Source organism: Endozoicomonas sp. SESOKO2, assembly GCF_024606245.1.
GTDB lineage: Bacteria > Pseudomonadota > Gammaproteobacteria > Pseudomonadales > Endozoicomonadaceae > Endozoicomonas_A.
Window position 1 is genome coordinate 1 of sequence record NZ_JAHHPQ010000178.1, and the last position, 12,399, is coordinate 12,399.

The 12,399-nt window shown below is 47.4% G+C and carries 9 protein-coding genes and 1 pseudogene; 2 read left to right on the forward strand and 8 right to left on the reverse strand.

Annotated elements, in window-relative coordinates; translation table 11 throughout:
* Window positions 1-145: 145 nt before the first annotated feature.
* The 5 genes from csrA to KDK17_RS04325 form a co-directional block, all read right to left on the reverse strand.
* A complete protein-coding gene (csrA, locus tag KDK17_RS04305; RefSeq protein ID WP_257281110.1) occupies window positions 146-349 on the reverse strand; it encodes a carbon storage regulator CsrA in 204 nt (67 codons plus the stop codon).
* A gap of 414 nt (window positions 350-763) precedes the next feature.
* A complete protein-coding gene (locus KDK17_RS04310; protein WP_257281111.1) occupies window positions 764-2,008 on the reverse strand; it encodes an aspartate kinase in 1,245 nt (414 codons plus the stop codon).
* A gap of 138 nt (window positions 2,009-2,146) precedes the next feature.
* On the reverse strand, window positions 2,147-4,768 hold the full coding sequence (alaS, locus tag KDK17_RS04315) for an alanine--tRNA ligase (RefSeq protein ID WP_257281155.1): 2,622 nt from the start codon (window positions 4,766-4,768) through the stop codon (window positions 2,147-2,149).
* Between the two features lie 588 nt (window positions 4,769-5,356).
* Window positions 5,357-6,412 carry a recombinase RecA gene (gene recA / locus KDK17_RS04320; RefSeq protein ID WP_257287435.1) on the reverse strand — a complete coding sequence of 352 codons (1,056 nt, stop codon included), beginning with the start codon at window positions 6,410-6,412 and terminating at the stop codon, window positions 5,357-5,359.
* A 98-nt stretch (window positions 6,413-6,510) separates the two neighbouring features.
* Window positions 6,511-7,005: a CinA family protein gene (locus KDK17_RS04325; protein WP_257281112.1), complete on the reverse strand. Its 495-nt coding sequence runs from the start codon at window positions 7,003-7,005 to the stop codon at window positions 6,511-6,513.
* A gap of 179 nt (window positions 7,006-7,184) precedes the next feature.
* On the opposite strand from KDK17_RS04325, the gene mutS reads away from it, so the two are divergent.
* A complete protein-coding gene (gene mutS, locus KDK17_RS04330) occupies window positions 7,185-9,791 on the forward strand; it encodes a DNA mismatch repair protein MutS (protein ID WP_257253786.1) in 2,607 nt (868 codons plus the stop codon).
* A gap of 187 nt (window positions 9,792-9,978) precedes the next feature.
* The gene (gene fdxA, locus KDK17_RS04335; protein ID WP_257281113.1) at window positions 9,979-10,302 is read left to right on the forward strand and encodes a ferredoxin FdxA; all 324 of its coding nucleotides are present in this window, start codon (window positions 9,979-9,981) and stop codon (window positions 10,300-10,302) included.
* A 138-nt stretch (window positions 10,303-10,440) separates the two neighbouring features.
* Here the strand turns inward: fdxA and rpoS are convergent, their stop codons facing one another.
* The 3 genes and pseudogenes from rpoS to KDK17_RS19470 all read right to left on the reverse strand — a co-directional run.
* On the reverse strand, window positions 10,441-11,472 hold the full coding sequence (rpoS, locus tag KDK17_RS04340) for an RNA polymerase sigma factor RpoS (protein ID WP_257253789.1): 1,032 nt from the start codon (window positions 11,470-11,472) through the stop codon (window positions 10,441-10,443).
* A gap of 100 nt (window positions 11,473-11,572) precedes the next feature.
* Window positions 11,573-11,980: a peptidoglycan DD-metalloendopeptidase family protein gene (locus tag KDK17_RS19465; protein ID WP_257253791.1), complete on the reverse strand. Its 408-nt coding sequence runs from the start codon at window positions 11,978-11,980 to the stop codon at window positions 11,573-11,575.
* A 105-nt stretch (window positions 11,981-12,085) separates the two neighbouring features.
* Window positions 12,086-12,358: pseudogene (locus KDK17_RS19470) on the reverse strand (LysM peptidoglycan-binding domain-containing protein); the annotation flags it as partial.
* Between the last annotated feature and the right edge of the window lie 41 nt (window positions 12,359-12,399).

A 12,399-nucleotide genomic window follows, 5' to 3' on the forward strand; every position in this document is an offset into this window, starting at 1 on the left:
AGGTTTTATATATAGACCAGAAAGTTTTTTATCTCGTCAGCAAACACATTAGCATTTTTCAATCGAAGCATTTCCCACAGATAAAAAAATACCCGAACGGTTAGCCGGGTATTTTTTCACTGAATTCGGTGTTATAACCAGACACTCAGTACGGCTCAGAGACGGATGGAACACCCCCGTGCTCTTTTTCTTTCTGAATTCTCTGGTAGATCTCTTCACGATGAACGGCAACTTCTTTTGGCGCATTGACTCCAATACGCACCTGGTTACCTTTTACACCCAGTACAGTGACAGTGACCTCATCCCCGACCATCAAGGTCTCTCCAACGCGGCGAGTCAGAATCAGCATTACAATCTCCTTATTTACATCTCTGTAAGTCAACGACCGTCAATCCTGAGCACGGCGATGCTTTTGTTGATTGACCTTAGCCCCAAATCCGGGAGTGCTTAAGTTCTCAGCAAAGCAGATACTGCCAGATCACCGTTTCATGCTTGAGAAACTCTCAGTCAACAGAGTCTAGCCACCGAACCCAACATTTCCATGCGTATTTTTACTAGCAGAGAAATGTAGTCATCAAAAAAATCACGTTTTGTAAGTTTTTAACAGGCACAGAACATTCTAGTTGAAGAATCCATGCCTGACGGGAATGACGGTGTATTTGTTCGATATTCCTGCCGATTGTTGATCAAACAAGCCACAGAACTATTTGGGTTGAGCAGATCAAAACTGAGCCACTCCCTTTTCAAGACAACCTACCCAGCCTTAGACTTCACTACTCTCAACAGGTTCCCTATCCAGTTCAAATACAGAGTGAAGAGCCCTTACAGCAAGCTCAAGATACTTCTCTGCAATAATAACGGAAACCTTGATTTCAGAAGTTGAAATGATCTGGATATTGATGCCTTCAGCTGCGAGAGCCTCAAACATCCGGGTGGCAACGCCCGCATGAGATCTCATACCCACACCGACGATAGATACTTTTGCGATCTTTTCATCACCGTCATACTCGCGTGCACCCAACTCATCACAGACTTTCGCACAGACATCAAGAGTGTTCTGATAATCATTACGGTGAACGGTAAAGGTAAAATCAGTAGTACGATCGTCAGACACATTCTGAACAATCATATCCACCTCAATATTGGCCTGACTGACAGGACCCAATATCCGGGATGCAACACCTGGAATGTCAGGCACACCTTTAATAGTGACTTTCGCTTCATCCCTGTTAAAGGCAATACCAGATACCACCGGTGATTCCATAGCTACATCCTCGTCGTCGATCGTAATAAGAGTTCCGGGGCCTTCTTGCATGGAATGCAGCACCCTCAATTTGACATTATATTTTCCAGCGAATTCAACCGCCCGAATCTGCAATACTTTTGAACCCAAACTGGCCATTTCCAGCATCTCTTCAAAAGTAATCTTGTCCAGTCGCCTTGCCCCCTCCACAACACGTGGATCGGTCGTGTAAACGCCGTCGACATCTGTATAGATCTGACACTCGTCCGCTTCAAGAGCAGCAGCCAGAGCAACGGCCGTGGTGTCAGACCCCCCTCTTCCAAGGGTTGTAATATTGCCTTCAGCATCACGCCCCTGAAAGCCAGCCACAATTACAACGCGCCCCCGATTAAGAGATGCCCGCATCTTCTCTGTATCAATATGCTGTATGCGAGCTTTAGTGTGAGCCTGATCCGTAACAATGGAAACCTGACTTCCAGTGTAAGAGTGGGCCGGACAGTTACGCTCGTTGAGAGCCATTGCCAGAAGGGCTATTGTGACCTGCTCACCGGTAGAAAGCAGGACATCCATCTCTCTGGGTGTGGGTTGTTTTTGAATATTAGATGCAAGATCAGTCAGCCGGTTGGTCTCACCACTCATCGCTGAGACAACGACAACAACATTATGTCCCTGATCTCTGAACCTCTTCACCTTGTCGGCAACTCCCTGGATGCGATCCAAGTTCCCGACAGAGGTGCCGCCAAATTTTTGTACTAACAGCGCCATGTTTATATCGTTCTACGTCAATCAGCCGACCCCGGAATGTAACACGAATAGCTTTGTTAAAAAAAGCACACCTCATTAAAAACGAGCCCGATGGCTCGTTTTTAATGAGGATTAAGTTGATCGAATTAACGAATCACATTACAGACGCTCTTGCAACCATGGGGCAATAGATTCAAGCGCTTCCTTGATTTTGGAAGCATCTGAACCACCACCCTGGGCAAAATCCGGACGACCGCCACCACGACCATCAACCTGATCGGCAACCATTTTCAACAAATCACCTGCTTTCACTTTGCCAGTAAGATCTTTGGTGACTCCCGCTACCAGAGGAAATTTAGCGTGACCAGGCACAGTCAGAAATACAATACCGGTCTGGAGCTTACCTTTCAGCTGATCCACCATGTCTCGCAAAGACTTAGGATCGACTCCCTCAAGCTCTGTAACCAGCACCTTTACACCATTGACATCAACAGCCCTGGACAGGAGATCGGCACTGCCAGCAGAAGCCAGCCTCTGTTGAAGTCTATGAAGCTCTTTCTCAAGCTCCTTATTCCTATCGAGAATTGAAGATACTTTGTCTTGCACATTATCCTGAGAACCTTTTACCAGACTTGCGACCGATTTCAGGGTATCTTCCAGCTTCTCCTGGTAATCAACCGCAGCTATGCCTGTGACAGCCTCAATGCGTCTCACACCCGCTGCAATCCCGGATTCAGAAACAATTCTGAATGAACCGATATCGCCCGTACGATTAACGTGCGTACCTCCGCAGAGCTCAACAGAAAAGCCTTCAGAGCCCATGGAAAGAACGCGAACCTCCTCACCGTACTTCTCGCCAAACAAAGCCATTGCGCCTTTAGCCTTAGCAGCTTTCATATCCAACAACTCAGTTTTAACCTCATTGTTATTACGAATTTGCTGATTAACCAGCCTCTCTATAGCCCGGAGGGCTTCAGGCCTGACCATTTCAAAATGAGAAAAATCAAAACGAAGTTTGTCTTGATCTACCAGAGAGCCCTTTTGAGTAACATGCTCACCCAGAACCTTACGCAGTGCAGCGTGAAGCAAGTGAGTAGCAGAGTGGTTCAACTCCGTAGCCCTGCGGGCTTCAGCATCGACGTAGGCAGTGACAGTATCACCAACCTTTAATTTACCCTGAGATACTTCCGAAATATGAAGATGACTGTCGCCCTGTTTTTGAGTATCCAATACCTTGACTTGGCCACCCTCAAAACTGAGCAAGCCGGTATCGCCCACCTGACCACCAGACTCTGCATAAAAAGGTGTTGACTGCAGAACGACCGTTGCTTCTTGACCTTCAGAGACAAAATCAACCGACTGCCCATCAACAAACAGAGCTGTGACTTCAGCCGCGTCCTGAAGATTTTCGTAACCCGTGAAATTGGTAGCCCCCTCAATGACCAACTGCTCACTGTAATTGACACCAAATTTGCTGGCTGCACGGGCCCTTTCACGCTGAACCTCAAGCAACTTCCTAAAACCTTCTTCATCTACCAACAGCTCACGTTCTCTGGCAATGTCATTAGTCAGATCGACAGGAAAACCGTAAGTATCGTAAAGGGTGAATACAACATCACCCGGGATAACACTGCCCTCTAGACCTTCCAGCCTTTCTTCCAGCAATTTCATTCCCTTGTCAAGCGTTTTGGTGAACTGTTCTTCTTCTTGCAGCAAGATTCTTTCTATCTGAGCACGGTTTTTAGCGAGATCCGGATAAGCATCACCCATCTCACGCACCAGGGAAACCACCAACTTATAGAAGAACGACTCAGTAGCCCCCAATTTGTGTCCGTGACGACATGCACGACGGATGATACGTCTGAGTGTGTATCCGCGACTTTCGTTAGACGGCATAATACCATCAGAAATGATAAATGAGCTTGAGCGGATATGATCGGCGATAACGCGCAGCGAAGCCTCTGTTGTCGGTACACCACCCAGAATTGCGGAAGCATCATTCAGCAGATTTTGGAAAATATCGATATCATAGTTACTGTGCCCGCCTTGCATAATGGCGGAAATCCTTTCCAGTCCCATACCCGTATCCACCGAGGGCTTTGGCAAAGGCTTCATCACTCCATCCAGCTGACGGTTGTACTGCATGAAGACGATGTTCCAGATTTCAATAAAACGATCGCCATCCTCTTCCGGAGTTCCGGGCCGACCACCCCAGATATGATCACCGTGATCATAAAAAATTTCAGTGCAAGGTCCGCAAGGACCGGTATCTCCCATCTGCCAGAAATTGTCAGAAGCGTATGGAGCTCCCTTGTTGTCGCCAATACGAATGATATTTTCAGCGGCAACACCAATTTCATTCAGCCAGATGTTATAAGCTTCACCGTCTGACTCATAAACCGTAACGCAGAGACGCTCAATGGGCAGTTGCAGTTTTTCAGTCAGAAAAGTCCAGGCAAACCGAATGGCGTCATGCTTGAAATAGTCGCCAAAACTGAAGTTACCCAGCATTTCAAAAAAGGTGTGGTGACGAGCGGTATAGCCTACATTTTCCAGGTCATTGTGCTTACCACCAGCGCGAACACACTTCTGGGATGACGTTGCTCGTCTATAAGTTCGCTGCTCCCTGCCAAGGAATGTTTCCTTGAACTGGTTCATACCTGCATTGGCAAACAGCAGGGTTGGATCGTCGTGAGGCACCAGAGAGCTACTGGGTACAACTTCATGCCCATTTTCTCTGAAGTATTCAAGAAAAGCAGAGCGAATCTCAGCACTTTTCATATAGTTCACACGAGTCATACAGGTCTTCCAAACGGGAGATTAAATAGCAATCTATAAAAAACGATCATTATATAGAAGGGAAAGAAAAACAGCCATGCAGGCTCTGTTTAAGTCAAATGTTGTTCGAATGGGTTAGAGTTAGCATTGCAGATCAGTGCGTTAGAAAGTTGGAAATCTCACGAACGACAAACACTCAATGCGCCGTAAACTGATATTGTTTAGACCTGTCTCTGACACTACGATACAGGCTGTCGTGAAACTCACTGCGCCTGCGGGATCTGACCATCTCCAGCCGCCGTCTTCATACACTGAAAGATGAGGTCACTTCATCAGCCAGTCTTTTCCTGCGCGAATCAGAGCACATTCTGACAGAATCACTTCTTTTTTCAGTTTTTGAACGAACACAAACCTCAATAAGGCTCCCATCACTTTAGAGACCTTCCTCTTTTAAGTTCTCAAATGGTAGAAACACGTCAAAATCCGGGTAACGAATCGAGCTTTACCTGAAACTCATGAAAGCTATGTTCGCGACGTGTCAGCAAATCCCCCGGCCAGCACGTCGAATACCTTTGTCAGAGCTTCCAAAACTTATTCTGTTAGAAGTTCATCCTGAAGTTTTGTGTCTGTTTTTGCGGAGGTTTCTGACCCAGGCTCACCACTGCCCAACAATTCAGCTCGAATCTGCATTTCTATCTCTTCAGCAATCTTTGGGTTGTCGTTCAGATATTGCGCCGCATTGGCCTTACCCTGACCAATTTTCGTACCTTTATAGGAGTACCAGGCACCAGACTTCTCAACCAGCTTCTGTTTAACGCCCAGATCAATCACTTCACCCATGTGGTAAATGCCCTGACCATAGAGAATCTGGAACTCAGCCTGACGGAAAGGAGGAGAAACCTTGTTCTTGACCACTTTAACCCGGGTTTCATTACCGATGATTTCATCACCCTGCTTCACTGCACCGGTTCTGCGAATATCCAGACGGACAGAAGAGTAGAACTTGAGAGCATTTCCACCCGTGGTAGTCTCGGGATTACCAAACATCACGCCGATTTTCATACGAATCTGGTTGATGAAAATGACCAGACAATTTGCCTGCTTGATAGAACCAGTGATTTTTCGCAGGGCCTGGGACATCAAACGAGCCTGAAGGCCGACGTGGGAGTCTCCCATATCCCCTTCGATTTCAGCTTTAGGAACTAAGGCTGCAACGGAGTCGACAACGATAACATCAACCGCACCGGAGCGAACCAGCATATCCGTAATTTCCAACGCCTGCTCTCCGGTATCGGGCTGCGAAACGTAGAGGTCATCAACATCAACACCCAGCTTACCAGCGTACTGAGGATCCAGAGCGTGCTCCGCATCCACAAAAGCACAGGTAGCCCCCTGCTTCTGAGCTTCTGCAATCACACTGAGTGTCAGAGTGGTCTTACCAGAAGATTCAGGACCAAAAATCTCAACCACACGCCCCTTTGGCAAACCACCTATGCCCAATGCAATATCGAGTTGCAGTGAACCTGTAGAGATAGCTGGAATGGCTTCCTGCTTCTGTTCACCCATGCGCATGACCGTTCCTTTACCAAACTGTCGGTCAATCTGGCCCAGAGCCGCCGCCAGTGCTTTCTTTCTATTCTCATCCATTATTCAAATCCACCTTATGTGTGCTGGCTACTATTCTTTAAATGTTAAAAACCTCAGATACTGTATATTTAAACACTATCTGTATATTTGTCCAGCATTTATCTGGAAATTGCATCCACCAATTTAATCAGACCATCAAGAGCAGTCTCAACGGCTTGTCTTCTCACCTGCTCTCTATTACCGGAAAAGTGAAAAACCTCGGTCGTCACCTGATCATCAAAACACCAACCAATCCATACAGTACCCACCGGCTTGTCATCGGTTCCACCTTCTGGACCAGCAACTCCTGAAATGGAGACACTCAAAGGCACAGAAAGGCGCTTGACCGCACCTAACGCCATGCTTTCCACTACAGGTTGACTGACAGCACCGTAACGATCAATCAATGCAACAGGAACACCCAAAAACTTGTGCTTCATGTTATTGGAGTAGCTGACAATGGCGCCTTCAAACCAGCATGAGCTGCCGTCAACAGACGTAAAAGCCTGACTGAGCCAGCCACCCGTACAAGATTCAGCAGCAGCCACTTTCAATTTTGCGGCATGAAGCTTTCCGGCCAGCAGTTCCAGCTTTTTGTTAAAATCTCCGGACATTAATCTCGCCTCTGGCTGATATGAGAAAAAGCCTTTTGATCAAAGTTAGATATACATTCAACAGCCCATAGCTGCCAATGGCTAAAGATAAACCATTGTTCTCATGAAAACAGCCAGCTTTTCATAGTAAAATGATGGATTGTTTATTAACAACCTGAATTCAAGGCTTACCCTCATCTATGAGCCCGCGCAAAGACACCCTAAGTCAGCATACACCGATGATGCAGCAATATCTGCGTATCAAACAGCAACACCCGGAACATCTGGTATTTTATCGCATGGGTGATTTTTACGAGCTGTTCTATGACGATGCCCGCAAGGCTGCCGAGTTATTAGATATAACACTGACAACCCGGGGACAGTCTGCCGGTGAGCCCATTCCCATGTCAGGTATCCCTTACCATGCAGTTGAAGGTTACTTGGCTCGTCTGGTCAGACTTCGCGTCTCTGTCGCCATTTGCGAGCAAGTTGGCGACCCGGCCACAACAAAAGGCCCCGTTGAAAGAAAAGTAGTTCGAATCCTGACCCCCGGCACAGTGAGCGACGAAGCACTTCTGGACGAACAGCAGGACAACCTTCTGACCGCTTTAAGCCGATCAGAAGATCAATATGGAATAGCCTCTCTGGATATCAGCAGTGGTCAATTTACAGCAGTAGAAGTCGCGAGCGAAGAAGCCCTGATGGCAGAAGTTGAGCGTATCAACCCCGCCGAAATTCTCATCAATGACAGCTTTGAATGGCCGGCCCAGGTTATTGAGCGCCCGGGAACGACCAAACGCCCCCCCTGGGACTTTGATCGTGACAGCGCCTATGAAGGATTAACCCGCCAGTTCCAAACTAAAAACCTGCAAGGATTCGACTGTGAATCGTTGACTATCGGCCTTGGGGCGGCAGGCTGCCTTCTACAATACGCCAAGGAAACACAGAGAACCGCCCTGCCCCACATTCGAAGCATACAGCGGGAACTTCGCGAAGAAAGCGTAGTCCTTGACGCAGCCAGCAGAAAAAACCTGGAATTAAGCCAGAACCTCAATGGTGGTCGAGATCACACCCTTTTGTCAGTACTTGATAAAACAGCGACCGCTATGGGTAGTCGATTGCTCTCAAGATGGCTGAACCGCCCCCTTAGAAACGCTCATAAGCTGCAAAAACGCCAATCTATTATCTCAACAATAAAATCGGGCTATTACTTCGAGCAGATTCAACCCTTGCTTCGCGGCGTTGGCGATATTGAACGCATTCTTGCCAGAGTAGCGTTAAAATCAGCTCGTCCAAGAGACCTGGCTCGCTTGAGAGACGCCCTGAATCAGCTACCTGAACTACAAATCATTCTCAGAACGATTGATAATGAGGACATTCATAAACTGGCTGAAGCCATCGGCGAGCATCCTCAGGTTGCTAATCTGCTGAGCCGGTCTATCGTCGAGAACCCCCCTGTCATCATCAGAGACGGTGGAGTCATTGCGGAAGGCTTTGACAAAGAGCTGGATGAGTTTCGTGCTCTCAGTCAGAACGCTGGCGATTATCTTGTTGAACTGGAAAAAAGAGAGAAAGAGAGGACAGGACTACCCAGTCTGAAAGTTGGCTTTAACAGGGTTCACGGCTATTACATTGAGCTCAGCCGAAGAGAATCTGAAGACGCCCCTGTAGACTACATACGTCGCCAGACACTGAAAAATACTGAACGATTCATCACACCGGAATTAAAAGAGTTCGAAGATAAGGCTCTATCAAGCAAAAGCAGAGCGCTTTCAAGAGAAAAAGCACTGTATGACGAATTAATGGACGAGCTTTTGGAAGCTCTGGGCCCTCTTCAGGAAACGGCCATGAGCACCTCCGAACTGGATGTTCTGAACAACCTGTCAGAAAGAGCTGAGGCTCTGAACTTCTGCAAACCTGAACTGAGTTCGGATCCTGGCATCCATATTGAGGATGGTCGCCACCCGGTTGTCGAACAGGTGCTGACAGAACCCTTTGTGGCCAACAATATAGAATTCCATGCCACCAGGAGAATGCTAGTCATCACCGGTCCAAACATGGGTGGTAAATCGACCTATATGAGACAAACGGCATTAATCGTTTTATTAGCTCACGTAGGAAGCTTTGTTCCTGCCAGTCACGCAAAAATTGGTCTGGTAGATAGAATATTCACCCGAATAGGTTCATCCGATGACCTGGCCGGTGGACGATCCACGTTTATGGTGGAAATGACTGAGACAGCCAATATTCTTCATAACGCCACAGCAAGCAGCCTGGTTTTGATGGATGAAGTAGGTCGGGGAACCAGCACCTTCGATGGTTTATCCCTGGCCTGGGCTTGTGCTCATCACCTGGCAGATACTGTTAAGGCATTCACCCTGTTCGCCACTCACTATTTTGAGCTGACTCATTTGCCAGACGAGTGCAACTCAGTTGTCAACGTTCACCTGAATGCCACAGAACACGACGAAAAAATTGTATTTTTGCACTCAGTTCAGGATGGCCCTGCCAGTCAGAGTTACGGTTTACAGGTGGCTCAACTAGCAGGCGTCCCGAGAAATGTAGTCACTCAGGCACGCTCCAGACTGCACCAATTAGAAGAAGGCTCGTCGGCTCAGACTGTGCCACAAACTTCAAGGCAGGCCAAAACGGTTTGTAAACAGAACCCGGTTCAGGCAGATATGTTCACAGCTTCTCAGCCACATCCGGCCGTCGAAGCACTCAAGGAACTTAACCCTGACAACCTGTCCCCCCGGCAAGCTCTCGGGTTGCTATACGATCTTAAGTCACTGACTTCAAAAAACTGACTATGCTCATAACCGCTTGAACTACTACCTTATAAACAATGCTGGTAGACTTTACGCCTCAACTGGTTGAGCCGTGTGCCAAACCAGTAAGGGATATGCGATTAGAAATGTCATTCCTGATGGTGACATTTCATAAATGTATTTTGACTGACTTACCATCAGCCTGAACAAACGGAGTGTAACCATCATGACTTTCGTAGTGGGTGAAAACTGCATCAAGTGCAAATACACCGATTGCGTGGAAGTGTGTCCCGTAGATTGCTTTTACGAAGGGCCCAACTTTCTGGTTATCCACCCGGACGAATGTATCGACTGTGCCCTCTGTGAGCCTGAGTGTCCAGCCAATGCGATCTTCTCCGAGGATGAGGTACCGGAAGATCAGCAGGAGTTTATTGAACTCAATGCTGTACTCGCTGACGTCTGGGATAACATTACAGAAAAAACAGACGCACTCCCTGATGCTGAAAAATGGGATGGTGTGAAAGGCAAGCTCGAGCATCTGGAACGCTGAGAGCGCCCGATATCCGGGGGCTAAGAGCTATGCAGAAATGTCTTGATAACTGCTTTCAATGGTTCGAGCACCAACTCTTCCCCAAACAAAAAGCCATGACCCCGAGATCATGGCTTTTTTATTGCCAAGACAATGCTATCAACTGAACAGGGATTCTCCAGACAACCCCTGTTTCTCAAGGATAGAGCGCAAGCGCTTTAGAGCCTCGACCTGTATTTGCCTGACCCTCTCTCTTGTCAGCCCAATCTCCTTGCCCACTTCTTCAAGGGTGCTGGTTTCATAGCCCCTTAGACCAAACCTTCTGGCCACCACCTCACGCTGCTTTTCAGAAAGTTCACCCAGCCACTTGTCCAAACTGTCGTTGAGATCAAGATCCTGAAGCAGTTCTGCCGGATCAGACTCCTTCTCATCAGAAATAGTATCAAGGATGGACTTATCAGAATCCGGGCCCAAAGGCGTGTCAACTGAAGTGACACGCTCATTAAGCCCCAACATTCTTTTAACATCATCAACCGGCTTATCCAGCAGATGAGCGATTTCCTCCGGGGTTGGATCATGATCTAGCTTCTGAGTCAGTTCACGAGCCGCCCGGAGGTAAACATTGAGTTCTTTAACCACATGAATCGGAAGACGAATGGTACGTGTCTGATTCATAATGGCTCGCTCAATGGTCTGACGAATCCACCAGGTAGCGTATGTTGAAAAACGGAATCCGCGCTCAGGATCGAATTTTTCAACCGCCCTGATGAGACCCAGATTTCCCTCTTCAATCAGATCCAGAAGTGTCAGACCACGATTGACATATCGCCTGGATATCTTGACGACCAGACGCAAGTTACTTTCAATCATACGACGCCGACCCGCCTCAACGCCTCGACGGGCAAGACGCGCATAATGCACTTCTTCCTCTGGTGTCAACAGAGGTGAAAAGCCAATCTCGTTGAGGTAGAGCTGAGTGGCATCGATAGACTTATAGAAGCCATCATCATCGCGACGGGCTCTACTGTAATCTGACGCACTGGGTGTAAACGTCTGCGGTGCAGGTTCTTTCTCTTCAACTTCTTCGTTTTCATTAAGATCAGAATCCAGCACGTTATCAATTTCACTCTTTCCCTGGGTAAAATCCTCGGCAAAACTACTTTGCTCTGAGTCATCCCTCTTTGCTGCCATAAGAGTCAGTCCTATCCGAAAGCCCCACTGTCTGTCGAACAACCAACTGAGGGTTGAGCCGACACCCGTGAGATCCCTCTACCGACACCACATATTGAAATCAGCGTTCAGGCAGGAATCGCATTGGGTCGACCGGTTTGCCATTATGCCGAATTTCAAAATGCAGCTTAGGCTCTGTCGTTCCTGTAGAACCTATTTCGGCTATCTTCTGGCCTGCTTTAACTGAGTCTCCTTCACGCACAAGCAACTCCTTATTGTGAGCGTAAGCGCTCAGATAGCTGTTGTTATGTTTCATAATAATCAGCTTGCCATAACCAGCGAGTTCACTGCCAGCATACACGACCTCGCCTGTGGCTGCTGCACTTACAGGCTCTCCCAATTTGCCTCTGATATCAATCCCTTTATTCAGCCCATTGCCGTTGTTGTACATACGCACCACTTTTCCATTGGCCGGCCAGTGCCAGCTTGAAATGTTGGATAATCGTTCTGTTTTATCAGCTGTTTTCACTGGTTTTTTTTTAACCACATAAGACTTTGATGAGGTTGTGGTGCTCTTTCTTACAGGACTCGAAGAACGGGATACATAACTTGAGGGAGTCAAGTTAACATGTTGACCCGGAAAGATAGTATAAGGTTGGCGTATTCCATTGATAGCAGCTAACTCTATGAAATCTCTACTATAAAGCCAAGCTATAGAAAAAAGGGTCTCACCGTCACGGACTATATGACTGCCACTGCTTACTTTTGGTGGCAGCCTGAGCTCTCTAACCTGAACTGAGGAAGGATCATGGGCACATCCGGTCAGTAACAGAATCAATGTTATCCAACTGACTATTCTTGAGCAAACACTCAAATTAATTTCTTGCTCAAGACGATTGCCTGTCATTCACTCTGCTCCATACTTGGTCACCGAGGCACACCTCAAAA

Coding starts and splice junctions, on each gene's coding strand:
- KDK17_RS04325 (WP_257281112.1), bottom strand. CDS start 7,005: ATGTCCGGAGATTTTAACAAAAAGCTGGAACTGCTGGCCGGAAAGCTT.
- KDK17_RS04310 (WP_257281111.1), bottom strand. CDS start 2,008: ATGGCGCTGTTAGTACAAAAATTTGGCGGCACCTCTGTCGGGAACTTG.
- csrA (WP_257281110.1), bottom strand. CDS start 349: ATGCTGATTCTGACTCGCCGCGTTGGAGAGACCTTGATGGTCGGGGAT.
- rpoS (WP_257253789.1), bottom strand. CDS start 11,472: ATGGCAGCAAAGAGGGATGACTCAGAGCAAAGTAGTTTTGCCGAGGAT.
- recA (WP_257287435.1), bottom strand. CDS start 6,412: ATGGATGAGAATAGAAAGAAAGCACTGGCGGCGGCTCTGGGCCAGATT.
- fdxA (WP_257281113.1), top strand. CDS start 9,979: ATGACTTTCGTAGTGGGTGAAAACTGCATCAAGTGCAAATACACCGAT.
- mutS (WP_257253786.1), top strand. CDS start 7,185: ATGAGCCCGCGCAAAGACACCCTAAGTCAGCATACACCGATGATGCAG.
- alaS (WP_257281155.1), bottom strand. CDS start 4,768: ATGAAAAGTGCTGAGATTCGCTCTGCTTTTCTTGAATACTTCAGAGAA.